The following is an 18,200-nucleotide window of genomic DNA, read 5'->3' as shown; positions in this document are numbered from 1 at the left end:
CTGTGTTCTGCTGTGTCCGGGAGCAATGAGGCTGCGGGATGCGTGTGTCGCGACATCAAGACGGGCAGCGTGTCTTGACGGATGTCCTGCCGGATTTTGCCAGACCGGATGCCAGTACGTCCGGCAAGGCAGCCTTGCTGCTGCAAGGGTGTGCATCCGGTACGCCGGAGCGCAGGTAGTCATTTGCCAGTCATGACGATCACGGCATGGCTGCCCCTGATCCTGCGGGCAAGCCGTGCGGACTGCTGAATGAAAACCGGGTGGCCTGCCGGTCTGGCAGAGAGTGTGGTGCTGCCCGGAAACCGGTGCGCCAGGCATTGCTCCTCCGGCCTGCATTGCGTCAATGACCTCATGCACGGATCAGCCAGAAAACAGGCCCGGCATTGCCGGGCCTCTGTCTGCATCAGTCCTTCGGCCGTACGGTGCGTGATGCCGGTTGCCGGGACAGGCGCAGCGCATTGCCGACCACCAGCAGCGAACTGGCAGCCATGCCGAGGCTGGCCAGCCACGGTGTCACCCAGCCCATGAAGGCCAGCGGCAGGGCGACCACGTTGTAACCGACAGCCCAGGCCAGATTCTCGCGGATGATGGTACGGGTGCGACGGGCGATGGTGAGGGCTGGCAGCAGCGGCGTCAGTCCTTCGCCGATCAGCACGATGTCGCCGCTCAGCCGGGCCACGTCTGCCCCCTGTCCCATGGCGGCGCTGACATTGGCCTGCGCCAGCACCGGTGCGTCGTTGACGCCGTCACCCACCATCAGCACCGTGCGTCCTTCTGCCTGCAAACGCGTGACCAGCGCCAGTTTGGCTTCCGGTGTCAGGTTGGCCCGGGCGTCTTCAATGCCGAGCCGGCCAGCCACGCCATCCACCACGCGCTGACTGTCGCCGCTGGCGAGATGCACGTGGATGCCGCGCGCGTGCAGGCTGTCGACCATGGCACGGGCTTCGTCGCGCAGGCGGTCACCGATGGCAAACAGCGCCAGCCAGCCGGTGTCCGACCCCAGCGCCACGATGCTGTCGGTGCCGCCAAACGCTTCGGATGCCGCCAGCGGCGTGCCGGTCAGCTCCGCTACGAATTCCGGTTTGCCAAGCCGGTAGCGGCGACCGTCAATCCGGCCTTCGACCCCGGCGCCGACATGATTGCTGATGCCGGTAGCCAGCGGAACGGACTCGCCCGTGGCCAGCAGGGCACGGGCAATCGGGTGTTCGCTGCCGGATTCCAGCCCGCGGGCCAGCGTGAGGGCTTCGGCTTCGGTCAGTTGCGGATCAAGCAGGCTGGTGGCGTTGTGCTGCATCACACCGGTGGTCAGGGTGCCGGTCTTGTCAAACACCGCGTCGGTGACGCGGGCGAGGCTTTCCAGTGCCGTGCCGCGTGCCAGCAGCACGCCATGGTCGGCCAGTGCACCGCCGGCCGCGGTGAGGGCCGCCGGCGTGGCCAGCGACAGGGCGCACGGGCAGGAAATCACCAGCACGGCCACCATGATCCACAAGGCCCGGTCCGGGTCGATGCCGTACCAGAGCCAGAAAGCCGCCGCTGCTGCCAGCAGCAGGCCGGCGACAAACCAGCCGGCCACCCGGTCGGCCAGCACGGCCAGCCGCGGTTTTTGTGCCATGGCATGGTCCAGCAGACGCACGATGCCGGCCAGCCGGGTGGTTTCGCCCACATGGCTGGTTTCGATAACCAGCGGGCTGGCGGTATTGACCGAGCCGGCAATCACCGCATCACCGGCCTGCTTGCGTACCGGCAGGCTTTCGCCGGTCAGCAGGGATTCGTTCAGGCTGGATTCGCCTTCCAGCACCACGCCGTCCACCGGCAGGGTGTCACCGGGCTTGATCAGCAAGACATCACCCGAACGCACGCTGGCGACGGTGGCCACGTGTGCCTCACGGCTGGCAGGCCAGCCGGCCAGCCGGTGGGTGAAAGCCGGAATCAGCTTGACCAGCCGCTCGGCCGCATCGCCGGCCCGTCTCCGCGCGATGCCTTCCAGATAGCGTCCACCCAGCAGCAGGAACACGAACATGGACACCGAATCGAAATAGATGCCGTGGTCGATGTGGCGGAAGAGCGCCCAGCAGCTGGCGAAAAATGCGGTGAGGATGCCGATGGTGACCGGCACGTCCATGCCGACCCGGCGGCTGTGCAGGTCACGCCAGGTACCCTTGTAAAACGGCCACGCCGAATACAGCACCACCGGCAGGGTCAGGACCAGGCTGGCCCAGTGCAGCATCCACAGCCACTGCGGGTCGATGTCGCCGTCCGGTGCCAGATAGGTCGGCACGACGTACATCATCACCTGCATCATCGACAGGCCGGCCACCCACAGGCGGTTGATCTGGCTTTTGCGTTCCTGTTGCGCCAGCTTTTCCTGGCGGTCGGCATCATACGGGTGGGCGCGGTAGCCGATGCTGGCAATGGCTTCCAGGATCTGTGACAGGTGGATGCGGCTGTCGTCCCATTTCACCCGGGCGCGCAGGCTGGAGTAGTTCACGTCCACGCTCAGTACGCCCGGCAGCTTTTTCAGGTGCTGCTCGTTGAGCCAGACACAGGCGGCACAGGTGATGCCTTCCAGCATCAGCGCCGCTTCGCGCTCGTCGCCTTCGCAATGCACGAAGCTCTGTTGCAGCTCGGGTGCGTCATAAAGCCGGATCTGCTCCAGCAGGTCGGCCGGCAGCGGCTCGGCCCGCCGGGCATCTTCGGTGCGGTGCTGGTAATAGTCGTCCAGCCCGGCGTCGATGATGGTCTGCGCCACGGCCTGGCAGCCGGCACAGCAGGTGGCATGGGGTGACTGGCGGTAGCGGACGGGGAAATCGGCGCCGGCAGGCACCGGCAGGCCGCAGTGAAAGCAGGATTCGGTCATGGCTGCCATTCTACCTGCGACAGCCATCCGGCTCACGTACCAGTCATGACAAGGGCAATCAGCGCTTGAGCTGGCGCGTGAGCTTTTGCAGGAGCGGCAGCCGCTGGCCGGCCATCTCGTGTGCGGCGTGGGCAGCAAGCAGCGCGCAGCCGGGTTCGACCAGATGGGCGCAGTTGTGAAAGCGGCAGTGTCCCAGCAGCGGGCGCATTTCCGGAAAGCAGTGCGCCAGTCCGGTGGCTTCAAGATGCGACAGCCCGAACTCCTGCAAGCCGGGAGAGTCGATCAGGTCGCTGTGCGCGTCCAGATGGTAAAGCTCGGCATGCGTGGTGGTGTGCTTGCCGGTATCGAGTGCCTCGGAAATGTCGTTGGTGCGTGCCCGTGCCTCGGGTACCAGGGCATTGGTGAGGGTGGACTTGCCCATGCCGGACTGGCCGATCAGCACGCTGGTGTGGCCGGCCAGCCGGGTGCGCAGGGCCGAAATGTCGCCCAGTGCCGAAAGCTCCAGCACGTCGTAGCCGATCTCGCGGTAAAAGCCGAGGCTGGTACGCAGCCCGGCAGTCTGCGGCAGGTCGCACTTGTTGAGCACGATCAGCGTGGCGATATCGCTGGCTTCGGCGGCAATCAGGCAGCGGTCGAGGAACTCGGGAGCGGGAGTCGGCACGGCAGCCAGTACCACCACCAGCTGGGTGACGTTGGCGGCGATCAGCTTCTGGCGGAAGTCGTCCTGCCGGTACAAAAGGCTGCGGCGCGGCTGTGCCCGTTCGATCACGGCCTGTTCGTCGTTGTGGATCAGGAGGTCGACCCGGTCGCCGCAGGCGTAGTCGGTGCGCTTGCCGCGCGTGGTGCAGTCATAACGGCGGCCGTCGCTGGCTTCGACAACGTAACGGCGGCCGTGGCTCTTGATGATTTGTCCGGAGGATTGGGTCACAGAAGATAGAGTAGGTCGAGCTTGGCGGCGCACACGAAATCGTTGCGGGTCAGGCCGCCAGCGTCATGGGTGCAGTAATGCACCACGACACGGTTGAAATGGATGCCAAGGTCCGGATGATGATTCTCGCGCACGGCGAGCCAGCCGATGGCACCGGCGAACGCCATTGTAGCGGCGTAGTCGGCAAAGTCGAACGTCCGTGCCAGGGCACCGGCGTCGGTCTTCCATGCCGGTACCAGCAACGACAGGGTGTAGATGTCGGCAGCCGACAGCAGCGGTGCGGATGTCTGGCAGTGTTGGTGGACCAGCGGATTCATGACAGTCTCCGGAAAAGACGGTGGTACGGAAGTCAGGCTGCGGGGCAATCCTGCTTCCTGGAGCCGGGACGCCGGGCGCCGGCCGGACATGCCAGACTGGCCGCAGCAGCATTTACTACCGTAGCCGCAATCAGCCGGGCTGGAGGTTTTCCAGTGCCTGGATGCGGATGGCCGCCGGCGGGTGCGAGTCGTAAAACGCCGAATACAGCGGGTCCGGGGTGAGGGTGGAGGCATTGTCCCGGTAGAGCTTGGTCAGTGCGCTGACGAGGCAGGCGGCACTGGCGTGCCCGGCGGCAAAGGCATCGGCCTCGAATTCGTGCTGGCGCGAACTCCAGCTGGCCAGCGGAGTGAACGGGAAGGTCAGCACCGGCACCACCAGCATGAACAGCAACAAGGCGGTGGCCGGCGACGGAGTCGCCACCCCGAGCCCGGCGTAAAAGGCCGGCAGCATGGCCAGTCCGCCCAGAATCCACAGCAGCACCAGGGCCAGTCCCAGCGTGACGGTGATGCGCTTGGCCACATGACGCAGGCGGAAGTGGCCCAGCTCGTGAGCCAGCACCGCCTCGATCTCGTCCGGGTCCAGCTGTCTGATCAGCGTGTCGTAAAACACGATGCGCTTGGCAGCACCAAAACCGGTGAAATAGGCATTGCCGTGGCTGGAACGCTTTGAACCGTCGACCACGAACACGCCGCTGCTGCGAAAGCCGCAACGGGCCAGCAGGGCGTCGATGCGCTGCTTCAGTTCGCCGTCCTGCAAGGGTTCGAAACGGTTGAATACCGGAGCGATCACGGTCGGAAACAGCCACATCATCGCCAGCGAAAATCCGCTCCAGACCAGCCAGGTCCACAGCCACCACTGCGCTCCGGCCGCGACAAACAGCCACAGCACCAGTGCCAGCAGCGGCACGCCCAGTACCAGTCCGACGGCCATGCCCTTGATCTGGTCGAGCATGAACAGCCCTGGCGAGGTGCGGTTGAAGCCGAAACGGGCCTCGATCACAAAGGTGGAATACAGCGTGGCTGGCAGACCCACGGCACCGCTGATGGCCAGTACCGCCACAAACAGTGCCACGCCCTGGATAATGTCGCCGGCCGGCAACCAGTAGCCGATCGCGCTTTGCAGCCAGGCAATGCCGCCACCCAGTGTCAGCGCCAGCAACAGCAGGGTGTCGACAATGGCGGAAATCTGCGACAGCCGCACCTTGGCCTGCGTGTAGTCCGCTGCCAGCTGGTGGTCGGCAAGGCTGAAACGGCCGGCAAACGCAGCCGGTACGGAGCGGCGGTGGCGGCTGACGGATTGCAGCTGGCGTCCTGCCAGCCACAGGCGCAGGAACAGCGTCAGGCTGATGGCAGTCAGAAACAGGCAGGTAATGGCTTCGGCTGTCATGTTCGCATCGGCAGGAAATGAAGAAAGCGCAGGCATTGTACGCGCTATGACTGTCCGCCAGCGGCCGGCATGCATGGCAAGAGATTTGTCTCAGGACAGATCAGCCGGACGGCTTCCCTCATAGAATGGACGACAAGTCACACGCCGGCCGGGGAGAATCATCATGAGTTTGTTCAGCTTTTTTGCCGGCAAGTTCCTGTTTGCACTGGCAGCCCTGCTGCCCATCATCAATCCGCCCGGCCTCATCCCGATTTTCCTGTCGCTGACTTCGCGCAATACCCGCGAGCAGCGGCAGTTCCTGGCCCGCCGCATTGCCATCTACGGCTTCGTGCTGCTGGCGGGCAGCATGTTCATCGGGTCTTATCTCTTGTCGTTTTTTGGCGTGTCGCTACCGGTGGTGCAGCTGGGGGGCGGCTTGCTGCTGACCTTCACGGCCTGGCGCATGCTCAACGACACCCCGGCCGAACACAGCACCCATGCCCCCGAGCCCGAGCATATCGACCAGGCCCAGCTCAAGCAGCGCGCCTTCTATCCCCTGGGGTTTCCGCTGACAGTGGGGCCGGGTTCGGTGTCGGTATCGATCACCATCGGTGCGACCTTTTTCCACTCCAACCACAATTTCGTGCAGCTGGCGCTGACGCCGGTGGCCAGCTTGCTGGCCGTGGCCGTAGTGTGTTACCTGATCTATTTCTGTTACCTGCACGCCGAAACCATGCTGCACCATCTGGGCCCGACCGGTGCCGTGGTGTTCCTGCGGCTGTCGGCGTTCATTCTGGTGTGCCTTGGCATGCAGATCATGTGGAACGGCATCAGTGAACTGATCAGCGGCTGGGTGCAAAGCGAACTGGGCGCCTTGCCCCGCAGCCGCTAGGGTTCCGGTCAGGCGAACTTGAGCAGCACCATGCCCACGATCAGCATGGCCATGCCCAGCCAGCCTTGCAGGCGGATGCGCTGGCCGAACAGTGCCCAGCTCGCCAGCGCGGTGGCGAGGATGCCGAAGCCGCCCCAGACCGCATAGGCCACCGACAGTTCAATGCCTTCCAGCGCCACGAACAGGCAGGAGAACGCGGCAAGGATCATGGCGATCGACAGGATGCCGTAACCCTTGCGCCGGAAACCTTCGGACAGCTTCAGGAACAGGTTGGCACCCACTTCGAGGATGGTCGCCAGCACGATCATCAGCGCGTGCAGCAGGGTGAAGGTTTCCAGCATCACGCTCTCCCGGCCGCAGGGGCATCGGAGGACGGGCCTTCGTCGGTGCCGCGCTTCATCAGCGTGATGCCGATGATGATCGACAGCATGGCCAGCGTTTTGGCCAGCGACAGGCGTTCGTCGAAAATCCAGTAGCCCACGATGGAAATGATGATGATGCCGATGCCTTCCCACACGGCATAGGCCACGCCTACTGGCACGCGCACTACGGCCAGCGACAGCATGTAGAAGGAAAAGGCCAGGAGCACGCTCATGGCGGCCAGACCCAGCAGATTGCCGGTATCCGCGCCCCATTTGAGCAGGCTGGTACCCGTGACTTCGGCCGCGATTGCCGCGGCCAGATACAACCAGTAACGCATGAAAGACTCCCGAACCCGGAAGCTCGCCGCAACGAACCACCGGCGTCAGATCACAGGAAATGATGGACGGTGATGGGTTCGGGTGCGGCTACAATTCCCCGCGCCAGGCGCGTTCTTCATCGATGAAGCCCGACAGCGGCAGCCAGGCAGGAATGGGCAGATTCATGCAGTCAAAACGGTAAGACAATGCGGCAAGGGTAGCGGCTGGGCGAATTTCAGGTCAAGTTTTCTGCATTATTGATGAGTGCGCCAAGGCAGTCCGGGCACAGGCAGGAAGCGGCCGCCTCCGGCACCGGCAGCGTGGCCGGCAGGTCCTGGCACCAGCAACCGCCAGACCGGCCACCCGTGCCGCAACCGAAGGCCGTGCCGCATTGCGGACAGGTCCGGTTCGGTGTGGCCCGGCTGGTGGCCAGCCGCTCAAGGACCGCCTGCCGTTCCGGTGTGGTCATGCCGGACCAGCGGCTGATTTCGTCGAGGGTGCGCCGGCAGCCCGTGCAGGTTCCGGTGGTGGTATCGGCCTGGCAGAGGCCGATGCAGGGAGAGGCGGGCAGGGACATGGCATGAGGGGACAGCAGGCAAAGGGGCGCGCATTGTAGCGGTCATGCCGGCGGGTATCCATCTGCCTGCGCCTTCCGCGGATCAGGCCGGCAGGTTTTCCAGCGTCAGCCACAGGCCGAACGGCACGAAACCGATGCTCATCAGGTTGCCGATCAGCACGATGGACGCCATGCTGTCCGGCTCCTGCCGGTAATGCTCGGCCATCAGGAAATTGAGGACTGCCGGCGGCAGGGAGCCAAAGAGGTAGACAATGCCGGCCAGCATCGGTGACAGCCCCAGCCAGTAGACGGCAACAGCCGCACCGGCCAGGCCGGTGACAGGTGTCAGCAGGCCGCCCAGCACGCCGATGCGCCAGCCCGACAGCTTCACGTCGGTCATGCGTACGCCCAGGGCGAACAGCATCAGCGGGATGGTCATGTCACCCAGCATCTTCAGCCCGATCAGGATGCCGGCCGGCAGCTGCCAGTGCAGCAGGCTGACGGCAATCCCCAGCGCCGTGGCAATCACGATGGGGTTGTAGAGCAGGCCGACAAAACGGGTGGTACGGCAGAAGATGTAGGCGCCCAGGGTGAAGTGCAGCAGGTTGGAAATCACGAACGCCACGACGAACCCGCTGAATCCCTCCGGGCCGAATGCCAGCAGGGCCAGCGGCAGGCCCATGTTGCCGCAGTTGTTGAACATGACCGGTGGCAACAGGGTGCGCGGGCTGATGTGCAGCAGTCGGGCCAGGGGCCATGCCAGCAGCCCCGAAACCAGAATCACCAGCAGCACGGCCGGCAGGAGCTCCCACCAGCGGGCAAGGTCGAAATCCTTGCCTGCCATGGCGGAAAACACCAGCAACGGCACGCAGACATCCATGTTGAGGCGGTTGGTGACGGTCATGTCGGGTTTTTTCCAGCGGGCATAAAGCCAGCCGGCCAGTACCATGATGACGACGGGCAGGATGATGGTGACGATGCGCTCGAACATGGGGCGGGGCGGGAAAAGGAAGTTGCCTGGGCAGGAATCATGCCCGGTGCCGGATGGCGCTCCGGGCCGCAGGAGCAGCGAGGCCGGCAGCAGGGCCGGCCCTGTGTAACGGATCAGAACACGATGCTGACGCTGTGTTCACCCTGCCAGCCGCGCAGGGAGGCCAGCAAGGCGTCATCCGGCCGGACCCGCCAGCTGTCGTCAAGCTCGAGCTGGCAGCGGGCGGCGGCATTGCGGTAATCCAGCCGCACCGGGCAGCCTTCGGCAGAGCGGAAAGGCTCCAGCAGGGCTTTCAGGCGCGGTGCATCCAGCTGGGCGGCCGGGGTCGCCAGCCGCAGGTAGCGGGCGAAGCGGGCACGGGCTTCGGACAGGTCCAGCGCCTGGTCGGCGATGATGCGCAACCCGCCGGAATAGTCATCCTGGCTGACCTTGCCTTCGACGATGAGGATGCTGTCTTCCTTGAGCTTGTGGCGGGCCGCATCGAAGGACTCGCTGAAGAACGACACTTCCAGCTTGGCCGTGCCGTCGTCCAGCTGCACGAAGGCCATCTTGCCGCGATTGCCGACCTTGGTCCGCACGCCCATGATGGTGCCGGCCAGCCATTGCGGTTCCTTTTTCGGAGCGATCCGGTTGAGCGGCGTCTTGACCAGCCTGCGCACGGTGTCGGCGTGGGCGTGGAACGGGTGGCCGGACAGGAAAAAGCCGATGGCGGTTTTTTCTTCGGTCAGGCGGGTGGCTTCGTCCCACGGGCGGACCTGCGTCATTTCCACGGCTGGTGCTGCGCTGGTGTCCAGCAGGTCGAACAGCCCGCCCTGGTTGGCGTTCTGCGCTTCCTGCTCGGCCATGGTCATGGCCAGTTCGACGTTGGCGATCAGGCGGGCACGGTTGGGTTCCAGCGTATCGAATGCACCGGCACGGATCAGGGCTTCGATGGTGCGGCGGTTGACGATGCGCTTGTCGGTACGGCGGCAGAAATCGAACAGGTCGGCAAACCGGCCGCCTTCCTTGCGCACGGCCTCGATATGTTCGACGGCAGCCTGCCCGGTACCCTTGATGGCGCCCAGTGCATAACGGATGCGTCTGGCGTCGACCGGCACGAAACGGTAGACGCTTTCGTTGATGTCCGGCGGCAGGAATTCCAGCTGGTTGGCGAGGCTGTCGTCGTAGAACACCCGCAGCTGGTCGGTGTTGTCGAGTTCCGACGACATGGTGGCGGCCATGAAGGCCGACGGGTAGTGTGCCTTGAGCCAGGCAGTCTGGTAGCTCACCACCGCGTAGGCAGCCGTGTGCGACTTGTTGAAGCCGTACTCGGCGAACTTGGCCATCAGGTCGAAAAGATGCTCGGCCAGTGCTTTCGGGTAGCCTTTTTTCTCGGCGCCTTCACAGAAAATGCCACGGTGCTTGGCCATTTCCTCGGGCTTTTTCTTGCCCATGGCGCGGCGCAGCATGTCGGCACCACCCAGCGTGTAGCCGCCGATGATCTGCGAAATCTGCATCACCTGTTCCTGGTACACGATCACGCCGTAGGTCGGATCGAGACAGGCGGTCAGGTCGGGGTGGAAGTAGTCCACTTCCTGCTTGCCGGCCTTGCGCAGGATGAAGTCGTCCACCATGCCCGAGCCCAGTGGACCCGGCCGGTAGAGGGCCAGCACGGCGATGATGTCTTCAAAGCGGTCGGGCTTGAGCTTTTCCAGCAGCTTTTTCATGCCCTCCGATTCCAGCTGGAACACCGCGGTGGTGTTGGCCTGTTGCAGGACGCGGTAGGCGGCCGGATCGGTGAACGGCATGTGGTTGAGGTCAAGGTCGAATGCCGGGTCCAGTGCCTTGATGTAGTTGACCGCCAGATCGATGATGGTGAGGTTGCGCAGGCCCAGAAAGTCGAACTTGACCAGACCGACGTCCTCCACGTCGCCCTTGTCGAGCATGGACACCGGCGAAGCGTCGTCGCCGCTGGCCTGGTACATCGGGCAGAAGTCGGTGATCTTGCCCGGGGCGATCAGCACGCCGCCGGCATGCATGCCGATGTTGCGGGTCAGTCCTTCGAGCTTTTTGGCGAGAGCCCACAGCTGCGAGACTTCTTCTTCCTTTTCCAGCCGCTCCTTGAGGATGGGCTCCATCTCGACGGCATCGTCGAGTGAATACTGCTTGCCCGGTGCGGCCGGAATCAGCTTGGAGAGGCCATCGCAGAAGGAGTAGGGCAGGTCGAGCACCCGGCCGACGTCACGTACCACGGCCTTGGCCGCCATGGTGCCGAAGGTGGCGATCTGGCTGACGGCGTCGGCGCCGTAGCGTTCGCGCACGTACTCGATCACCCTCCAGCGGTTGTCCTGGCAGAAGTCGATGTCGAAGTCAGGCATCGACACCCGTTCGGGGTTGAGGAAGCGTTCGAACAGCAGGGCATAGTCGAGCGGATTGATGTCGGTGATGCCGATGCTGAATGCCACCAGCGAGCCGGCGCCCGAACCGCGGCCCGGTCCGACCGGGCAGCCGTTGGCCTTGGCCCAGTTGATGAAGTCGGCCACGATCAGGAAGTAGCCCGGAAAGCCCATCTGGATGATGGTGTCGAGTTCGAATTTCAGCCGTTCGCGGTAGCGCGGCATTTCGGCTTCGCGCTGCCCGGCATCCGGGTAGAGCGCCTGCATGCGCTCGACCAGGCCTTCTTCGGAACGCTTGATCAGGTAGTCGTCCAGCGACAGGCCGTCCGGCGTCGGAAAGTCGGGCAGGAAGTTCTTGCCCAGCAGGATTTCGATATTGCAGCGGCGGGCGATTTCAACGCTGTTTTCCAGTGCCTCGGGCACGTCGGCAAACAGTGCGGCCATTTCGTCAGTACTCTTGAAGTACTGTTCTTCGGTGTAATGGCGCACCCGCTTGGGGTTGCCGAGCATTTCCCCTTCGGCAATGCACACGCGCGCCTCGTGGGCCATGAAGTCGTCGCGGTCCAGAAACTGGACCGGATGCGTGGCGACGACCGGCAAGCCGGTTTCACCGGCCAGCCACAGCATGCGTTCGGTGCAGGTGTCGGCTTCGGGTTTGCCGGTGCGCTGGATTTCCAGATAGCAGCGGCCGGGAAAGCGCTGGGCCCAGTCCCGCGCCAGTGCCTGGGCCAGTTCCAGGTTGCCGGCCAGCAGGGCCTGGCCGGTGTCGCCATGCTGGGCACCGGATACGAAGATGAGGTTTTCGCAGGCTTCACGGGTCAGCCATTCGCGCTGGAGTTCGGCGCGGCCACGGTACTGGTTGAGGCGGTAGGCATCGGTCAGCAGTTCGCTCAGCCTGTGGTAGCCGGCGGTATTCATGGCGATCAGGAGGCAGCGGGAAGGCTGGTCGCGGTCAGCCGGGTTTTCCAGCCAGGCATCGACGGCCACGATGGGCTTGACGCCCTTGCCAAGGCAGGCCTTGTAAAACTTGACCATGCCGAAGAGGTTCATCAGGTCGGACAGGCCGAGTGCCGGCATGCGCTCGAGCGCAGCCCGCTTGACGGCGTCACCGATGCGGGTGATGCCATCGGTGACGGAAAATTCACTATGGAGACGGAGATGGATGAAGCGCGGCGTATTCATCCGCGCATTTTACATGGCTGTCACCGGCTGTAACCGGACCATTTGTCCCGGTCAGTCTTCCTGCCGGGGCTTGAGGCTGGCCAGTCCGGCTTTTTGCATTTCCAGGGTCTTGATTTGCAGTTCGATCAGACCGGACGACATGGTCAGCCAGTTCTGTACCACGCGCAGTTCGACCAGCTTGCGCTCTATCTCTTCTTCGGAAAGTGCCGGCATGAATGACTGCAAGGCCGGATTGCTGGGCTGCCAGAACTGCCGGAAAAAGGCGAACGGATCGTTGGGAGGGAAATCCTGGGACATGGCGGGCTCCTGACATGAAGAAACGGGCGGTATCACCGCCCGTTTTTCAGTATATCGGGATTTTATTCCGTCAGGATTGCTGCGGCTCGGTCTGGGCACCCACGGCGGCGATGGCCACCATGTTGATGATGCGGCGCACCGACGAGATCGGCGTGACGATGTGCACCGACTTCGACAGGCCCATCAGGATCGGGCCGATGGTGACGCCGTCGGAGGCCGACACGCGCAGCAGGTTGTAGCTGATGTTGGCGGCTTCCACGTTCGGCATGACCAGGAGATTGGCCGAACCCTTGAGCGGGCTGTCCGGCATGGCCTGCTGGCGGATGTGCTCGACCAGGGCGGCATCGCCCTGCATTTCGCCGTCGACTTCCAGTTCCGGCTGGCGCATCTGGATCAGGCCGAGAGCCGTGCGCATCTTGCGTGCCGAATCGTTGTTGCCGGTGCCGAAGCTCGAGTGCGAGAGCAGGGCCACCTTCGGCGCAATGCCGAAACGCTGCATGGCTTCGGCAGCCATTTCGGTGGTGTCGGCGATCTGCTCGGCAGTCGGATCGGCGTTGACGTAGGTGTCGGCCACGAAGATGTTGCCGGTCGGCAGCATCAGCGCGTTGACGGCGGCCAGGGTCTTGCAGCCCGGTTCCATCGGGATGACCTGACGGATCAGGTCAAGGTGCATGTGGTAGGTGCCGAAAGTACCGCACACCATGGCATCTGCCTCACCGCGACGCACCATCAGGGCACCGATCAGCGAGGTCTTGCGGCTCACTTCACGGCGGGCCAGTTCTTCGCTGATGCCCTGGCGCTTCATGATCTGGTGGTATTCGGTCCAGTATTCCTTGAAGCGCGGGTCGTTCTCGTTGTTGACCAGTTCGAAGTCGATGCCCGGACGCAGCTTGAGGCCGAGGTTTTCGATACGCTTTTCAATCACGGCCGGCCGGCCGATCAGGATCGGGAACGCCAGGCCGGTCGAGACGATTTCCTGGGTGGCGTGCAGGATGCGTTCGTCCTCGCCCTCGGTCAGAACGACGCGCTTCTTGTCATTTTTGGCCGCAGCAAACACCGGCTTCATGAACAGGTTGGTCTTGTAGACGAACTGTTGCAGCTTTTCGATGTAGGCGTCCATGTCCTCGATCGGACGGGTAGCCACGCCGGATTCCATGGCGGCCTGGGCGACGGCCGGGGCGATCTTGACGATCAGGCGCGGATCGAACGGCTTGGGAATCAGGTATTCCGGGCCGAACGACAGCTCCTGGTTTTCATAGGCGCTGGCCACCACGTCGTTCTGCTCGGCCATGGCCAGATCGGCAATGGCGCGCACGCAGGCGAGCTTCATCTCTTCGTTGATGGTGGTGGCGCCGACGTCCAGTGCACCGCGGAAGATGAACGGGAAACACAGGACGTTGTTGACCTGGTTGGGGAAGTCCGAGCGGCCGGTGCAGATGATGGCGTCCGGGCGGGCTTCTTTCGCCAGCGGCGGCAGGATTTCCGGTTCCGGGTTGGCCAGGGCAAGGATCAGCGGGTGGGCAGCCATGGTCTTGACCATTTCCGGCGTCACCAGCTTCGGACCGGACAGGCCGAGGAAAATGTCGGCATCCACGATGGCGTCCTTGAGGACGCGCATGCCGTTGTCGGCAATGGCAAAGCGACGCTTGGATTCGTCCATCTTTTCGTCGCGGCCGACGAAGATCACGCCCTTGGAGTCACAGACAGTCACGTTTTCACGCTTGAGGCCCAGCGCGATCAACAGCTCGAGGCAGGCGATGGCAGCCGCGCCGGCGCCACTGCACACGAGGCGGACCTTGCCGATGTCCTTGCCCACCACGCGCAGGCCATTGAGGACGGCGGCACCGGTGATGATGGCAGTACCGTGCTGGTCGTCGTGAAAGACCGGAATGCCCATGCGTTCACGGCATTTCTGCTCGATGTAGAAGCACTCCGGTGCCTTGATGTCTTCGAGGTTGATGCCGCCGAAAGTCGGTTCCAGCGAGCAGATGATGTCAACCAGTTTGTCCGGGTCGTTTTCGTTGACTTCGATGTCGAAAACGTCAATGCCGGCGAACTTCTTGAAGAGTACGCCCTTGCCTTCCATCACGGGCTTGCCGGCCAGCGGACCGATGTTGCCCAGACCCAGCACGGCGGTGCCGTTGGAGATGACGGCCACCAGATTGCCCCGGGCCGTCAGGGTGTTGGCTTCGGCCGGGTCCTCGACAATGGCGTCACATGCGGCTGCCACACCGGGCGAGTAGGCCAGGGCCAGATCACGCTGGGTAGCCAGCGGTTTGGTCGGGGCGACCTGGATCTTGCCACCGGTCGGGAAGCGGTGATAGTCGAGTGCGCTCTGGCGCAATTGCTCGTCCATGCGGAGAACTCCTGTGACGTTTTTTATGTGTCGTGAATAGGCGATAAGCCGGGGATTATAGCGCCGCCAGTCGTTGCCGGGCATGGCTTTGCAACGAGGCAGTCACCAGAGTGAAAAAGCGAAGCCCCGCAGACGGGGCTTCGCCAGGGCAGGAATGATGATGCTTACATCATGCCCAGCGTGCGCGGCAGCCACAGCGAGATGGCCGGAACGTAGGTCACCAGGGCCAGGAAGACCAGCATGGTGAGCAGCCACGGCCAGACGGCCTTGGTCAGCTCGGTAATGCCCATCTTGGTGATGCCCGAGGCAACGTAGAGGTTCAGGCCCACCGGCGGGTGGCACATGCCGACTTCCATGTTGACCACGATCAGGATGCCGAAGTGCACCGGGTCAATGCCCAGATGCATGGCCATCGGGAACAGGATCGGAGCAAAGATCAGTACGATCGACGACGGTTCCATCACGTTGCCGGCCAGGAGCAGCAGCACGTTGACCATCAGCAGGAACAGGATCGGTCCCATGCCCTGACCCACCATCCATTCCGCCATCGTCTGCGGAATCTGCTCGCTGGTCATCAGGAACGAGAACAGCACGGCATTGGTGATGATGTAGAGCAGCATGGCCGACATGTTGGCCGAATCGAGCAGGATCTTCGGAATCTGCCGCAGGTTCATGTCCTTGTAGACGAACACGGCCACCAGGAAGGCGTACACCGCGCTCATTGCCGCGGCTTCGGTCGGCGTGAAAATACCGGTGTAGATGCCGCCGATCACCACCACGATCAGCAGCAGGCCCCAGACCGATTCACGGAAGGCTTTCCAGCGCTCCATGAACGATGCCTTGGGCATGCGCGGGTAGTTGTTCTTGCGGGCGCGCCACCAGGTGGTGAAGCCAAGGAAACCTGCCAGCATCAGGCCCGGAATCACCCCGGCCATGAAAAGCTGTCCGACCGACGTGTTGGTGGCAACCGAGTACATCACCATCACGATCGAAGGCGGAATCAGGATGCCCAGTGCACCGGAGGTGGTGATGACGCCTGCGCCGAAGCGGTCGGGGAAACCTTGCTTGATCATGGCTGGCAGCAGGATCGAGCCGATGGCCACCACGGTGGCCGGGCTGGAGCCCGATACGGCAGCAAAGAGGGCGCAGGCCATCACGCCAGCCAGGCCCAGACCGCCGTGCCAGTGGCCGACCATTGCCGTGGCGAAATTGATCATGCGCCGGGCCACGCCGCCGTGGGTCAGGAAGTTGCCGGCGAGGATGAAGAACGGAATCGCCATGATTTCGAACTTCTCGATGCCGGTGAAGAGCTTGAGTGCCACCGAGGCGATGGGCACATCGGTCATGGTGAACAGGAACGTCAGCACGGTCAGGCCGAGGGAAATCGAAATCGGCATGCCGGTGAGCATCAGGAGGACCAGCAGTCCAAAAATGATCAGTGCACTCATGGATCAGTCTCCCTTGCCCTTCTTGCGCTGCTTGTCTTCCCATTCGGCATCGCCCATGCCGCGCTGGACATGAGAGATTTCCTCGCCGATTTCCATCGCTTCGCCGACGGAATAGGTCTCGTCTTCCATGCCTTCGACATGGCTGTGGTCGTGGTGCGGCAGCTCGCCGGTACGCACGAAGTTCACCATCACCTGGATGAAGCGGAAGCACATCAGGTAAGAACCCAGCGGAATGGCGAGGTAGACCAGCCACATCGGCAGTTCGAGGTCGGGCGAGGTCTGGTCGGTCAGGGACATGTGCCAGACGAAATTGGCGCCCAGCGAACCGACCGTGGCGGTAAACACGGCGCCGGCCAGCAGGCCGAACACGATGAAGCGGTTGCGGTTACGGGTGTCGAGCTTGTTGATCAGCACGTCCACGCCGACGTGGATGCCGGTACGCACCCCGTAGGCTGCGCCGAACTTGGCCATCCAGACAAACATGTAAATGCACAGTTCCTGCGCCCAACTCATGTTGATCGGGGCCAGCCAGGGGTTGAGCAGTTCGGTGCTGGCGCCGTAGCGGTGCAGGACCGAGACGAAGATCAGTAGCGTGGCAGCGCCCATCAGCGCCGCGATCAGCCACTCTTCGAGGTGATCGAGAAATTTCAGCATGGTGGATAGTCGAATGTGTGTGCGGCCGGTGGCGGCGCGCACAAAACCCTGCCGGTGCCCTGGGCACGGCATGAAGAAACCCGCAGGCTGCCCGGCAAACCGGTTGCCGGGCAGTACGGGTCAGGCAGGATGATCAGTTCGGCGTGAAGCCGGTTTCCTTGTATACCGCCTGGATGACGTTGCCGCCGATGCGGTCGGCCATCTTGGCGTGCACCGGAACCAGTGCCTTCTTGAAGGCAGCGCGTTCGGCCGGGGTCGGGTTGTAGATCTGCGTCTTGCCGGACTTGCGCACGCTTTCGAGATCGTTGGCGTTTTCCTTGGCCGCGATGTCGTTGGCGTACCTGGTGGCATCCTTCATGGCGCCATCGAGCTGGGTGCGTACGTCAGCCGGCAGGCCGTCCCAGAACTTCTTGTTCACGATCACGGCATAGCCGAGATAACCGTGGTTGGTCGTGCTCAGGTGCTTTTGCACCTCGTGCATTTTCTGGGTGTAGAAGTTCGACGGCGGGTTTTCGGTGCCATCGACCACACCGGTCTGGAGCGCCTGGTACACCTCGGAGAATGCCATCACCTGCGGCAGGGCACCCAGTGCGCGGACCTCTTCTTCCAGCACCTTGGACGACTGGATGCGCAGCTTCTTGCCACGCAGGTCGGCCGGGGTCTTGATGGGGGTATTGGCCGAGAATGACTTGAAACCGTTGTCCCAGAAGGCCAGGCCCTTGATGCCCTTGGGTTCCAGCTTGGCCAGCAGTTGCTGGCCGACCGGGCCCTGGGTCACTTTGTGCAGGTCGTTGTAGTCGTCAAAGATGAAGGGCAGGTCAAACACTTCGAATTCTTTCACGCCCAGCGGGCCGAACTTGGCAAGGCTCGGCGCCAGCATCTGCACGGCGCCCAGTTGCAGGGCTTCCAGTTCTTCCTTGTCTTTGTAGAGCTGGCTGTTCGGGTAAACCTGCACTTTCACCTTGCCCTTGGTCCGTTCTTCGGCAAGTTTCTTGAAGTACTCGGCAGCCTTGCCCTTGGGGGTGTCGGCAGCAACGACGTGGCTGAACTTGATGACGATTTCACCGGCGGCCTGGGCCAGCGGCGACAGGCCGAGACCGACAGCGATCGAGGCGGCAAGCAGGGTGCGCTTGAGTTGCATGTGAAGCTCCTTTGCAGACGGACTTGTCTTTGTTTGAATCGAATGGGGCCGTTCCCGTGCGCACATTAATTGAAGGGCATAAAAAATCCATTAGGGAATTCCCTAATAATTCGTTAATCACGGAGGAGTAACGCCGCTCCGGTTACAATGCGCAGGTTGT

At 63.2% G+C, this 18,200-nt stretch carries 15 protein-coding genes; 1 reads left to right on the top strand and 14 read right to left on the bottom strand.

Features of this window, described 5'->3' with window-relative positions:
- Window positions 1–403 precede the first annotated feature (403 nt).
- From G542_RS0110215 to G542_RS0110200, 4 genes are all read right to left on the bottom strand, one after another.
- The gene (locus tag G542_RS0110215; protein ID WP_034985572.1) at window positions 404–2,857 is read right to left on the bottom strand and encodes a heavy metal translocating P-type ATPase; all 2,454 of its coding nucleotides are present in this window, start codon (window positions 2,855–2,857) and stop codon (window positions 404–406) included.
- Between the two features lie 58 nt (window positions 2,858–2,915).
- Window positions 2,916–3,785, bottom strand: coding sequence for a ribosome small subunit-dependent GTPase A (gene rsgA, locus G542_RS0110210; protein WP_027824036.1), 870 nt, complete (start codon window positions 3,783–3,785; stop codon window positions 2,916–2,918).
- A complete protein-coding gene (locus tag G542_RS0110205; protein ID WP_012696857.1) occupies window positions 3,782–4,102 on the bottom strand; it encodes a 4a-hydroxytetrahydrobiopterin dehydratase in 321 nt (106 codons plus the stop codon). The genes rsgA and G542_RS0110205 overlap by 4 nt, the downstream gene beginning before the upstream one ends.
- 130 nt (window positions 4,103–4,232) lie before the next feature.
- The gene (locus tag G542_RS0110200; protein ID WP_027824035.1) at window positions 4,233–5,489 is read right to left on the bottom strand and encodes a M48 family metallopeptidase; all 1,257 of its coding nucleotides are present in this window, start codon (window positions 5,487–5,489) and stop codon (window positions 4,233–4,235) included.
- Window positions 5,490–5,652: 163 nt separating this feature from the next.
- Between G542_RS0110200 and G542_RS0110195 the strand changes: the two genes are divergently transcribed.
- The gene (locus G542_RS0110195) at window positions 5,653–6,360 is read left to right on the top strand and encodes a MarC family protein (protein WP_012696859.1); all 708 of its coding nucleotides are present in this window, start codon (window positions 5,653–5,655) and stop codon (window positions 6,358–6,360) included.
- Between the two features lie 8 nt (window positions 6,361–6,368).
- On the opposite strand, the gene mdtI is transcribed toward G542_RS0110195, so the two are convergent.
- From mdtI to G542_RS0110140, 10 genes are all read right to left on the bottom strand, one after another.
- Window positions 6,369–6,701, bottom strand: a complete 333-nt coding sequence (gene mdtI / locus G542_RS0110190) for a multidrug/spermidine efflux SMR transporter subunit MdtI (protein WP_155826647.1) — start codon at window positions 6,699–6,701, stop codon at window positions 6,369–6,371.
- Window positions 6,701–7,060 (bottom strand): DMT family transporter, encoded by a 360-nt coding sequence (locus G542_RS0110185; RefSeq protein ID WP_012696860.1) that lies wholly within the window; start codon window positions 7,058–7,060, stop codon window positions 6,701–6,703. Before G542_RS0110185 ends, mdtI begins: the two co-directional genes overlap by 1 nt.
- Window positions 7,061–7,275: 215 nt before the next feature.
- A complete protein-coding gene (locus G542_RS16575; protein ID WP_034985516.1) occupies window positions 7,276–7,617 on the bottom strand; it encodes a cysteine-rich CWC family protein in 342 nt (113 codons plus the stop codon).
- Window positions 7,618–7,699: 82 nt separating this feature from the next.
- Window positions 7,700–8,587, bottom strand: a complete 888-nt coding sequence (locus G542_RS0110170; protein ID WP_027824033.1) for an AEC family transporter — start codon at window positions 8,585–8,587, stop codon at window positions 7,700–7,702.
- A gap of 113 nt (window positions 8,588–8,700) precedes the next feature.
- Complete coding sequence (dnaE, locus tag G542_RS0110165) at window positions 8,701–12,144, bottom strand: DNA polymerase III subunit alpha (protein ID WP_027824032.1); 3,444 nt, start codon at window positions 12,142–12,144, stop codon at window positions 8,701–8,703.
- A gap of 51 nt (window positions 12,145–12,195) precedes the next feature.
- Entirely contained in the window at window positions 12,196–12,441 is a 246-nt protein-coding gene (locus G542_RS0110160; RefSeq protein WP_012696866.1) for a PhaM family polyhydroxyalkanoate granule multifunctional regulatory protein, read from the bottom strand.
- Between the two features lie 70 nt (window positions 12,442–12,511).
- Window positions 12,512–14,797 carry an NADP-dependent malic enzyme gene (locus G542_RS0110155; protein WP_012696867.1) on the bottom strand — a complete coding sequence of 762 codons (2,286 nt, stop codon included), beginning with the start codon at window positions 14,795–14,797 and terminating at the stop codon, window positions 12,512–12,514.
- Between the two features lie 164 nt (window positions 14,798–14,961).
- Window positions 14,962–16,245, bottom strand: a complete 1,284-nt coding sequence (locus G542_RS0110150; RefSeq protein ID WP_012696868.1) for a TRAP transporter large permease — start codon at window positions 16,243–16,245, stop codon at window positions 14,962–14,964.
- A gap of 3 nt (window positions 16,246–16,248) precedes the next feature.
- Complete coding sequence (locus tag G542_RS0110145; protein ID WP_012696869.1) at window positions 16,249–16,899, bottom strand: TRAP transporter small permease; 651 nt, start codon at window positions 16,897–16,899, stop codon at window positions 16,249–16,251.
- Window positions 16,900–17,032: 133 nt separating this feature from the next.
- Window positions 17,033–18,040: a TRAP transporter substrate-binding protein gene (locus G542_RS0110140; RefSeq protein ID WP_012696870.1), complete on the bottom strand. Its 1,008-nt coding sequence runs from the start codon at window positions 18,038–18,040 to the stop codon at window positions 17,033–17,035.
- Window positions 18,041–18,200 lie beyond the last annotated feature (160 nt).

Source organism: Laribacter hongkongensis DSM 14985 (assembly GCF_000423285.1).
GTDB classification, from domain to species: Bacteria; Pseudomonadota; Gammaproteobacteria; order Burkholderiales; family Aquaspirillaceae; genus Laribacter; species Laribacter hongkongensis.
The sequence above is the reverse complement of the archived record's forward strand: the minus strand, read 5'-3'. Positions and strand labels throughout refer to the sequence as shown.

Bases quoted from the DNA above. Each gene is read 5' to 3' on its own strand.
- G542_RS0110215 (WP_034985572.1), bottom strand. From the start codon at position 2,857: ATGACCGAATCCTGCTTTCACTGCGGCCTGCCGGTGCCTGCCGGCGCC.
- G542_RS0110205 (WP_012696857.1), bottom strand. From the start codon at position 4,102: ATGAATCCGCTGGTCCACCAACACTGCCAGACATCCGCACCGCTGCTG.
- G542_RS0110200 (WP_027824035.1), bottom strand. From the start codon at position 5,489: ATGACAGCCGAAGCCATTACCTGCCTGTTTCTGACTGCCATCAGCCTG.
- G542_RS0110195 (WP_012696859.1), top strand. From the start codon at position 5,653: ATGAGTTTGTTCAGCTTTTTTGCCGGCAAGTTCCTGTTTGCACTGGCA.
- mdtI (WP_155826647.1), bottom strand. From the start codon at position 6,701: ATGCTGGAAACCTTCACCCTGCTGCACGCGCTGATGATCGTGCTGGCG.
- G542_RS0110185 (WP_012696860.1), bottom strand. From the start codon at position 7,060: ATGCGTTACTGGTTGTATCTGGCCGCGGCAATCGCGGCCGAAGTCACG.
- G542_RS16575 (WP_034985516.1), bottom strand. From the start codon at position 7,617: ATGTCCCTGCCCGCCTCTCCCTGCATCGGCCTCTGCCAGGCCGATACC.
- G542_RS0110170 (WP_027824033.1), bottom strand. From the start codon at position 8,587: ATGTTCGAGCGCATCGTCACCATCATCCTGCCCGTCGTCATCATGGTA.
- dnaE (WP_027824032.1), bottom strand. From the start codon at position 12,144: ATGAATACGCCGCGCTTCATCCATCTCCGTCTCCATAGTGAATTTTCC.
- G542_RS0110160 (WP_012696866.1), bottom strand. From the start codon at position 12,441: ATGTCCCAGGATTTCCCTCCCAACGATCCGTTCGCCTTTTTCCGGCAG.
- G542_RS0110155 (WP_012696867.1), bottom strand. From the start codon at position 14,797: ATGGACGAGCAATTGCGCCAGAGCGCACTCGACTATCACCGCTTCCCG.
- G542_RS0110150 (WP_012696868.1), bottom strand. From the start codon at position 16,245: ATGAGTGCACTGATCATTTTTGGACTGCTGGTCCTCCTGATGCTCACC.
- G542_RS0110145 (WP_012696869.1), bottom strand. From the start codon at position 16,899: ATGCTGAAATTTCTCGATCACCTCGAAGAGTGGCTGATCGCGGCGCTG.
- G542_RS0110140 (WP_012696870.1), bottom strand. From the start codon at position 18,040: ATGCAACTCAAGCGCACCCTGCTTGCCGCCTCGATCGCTGTCGGTCTC.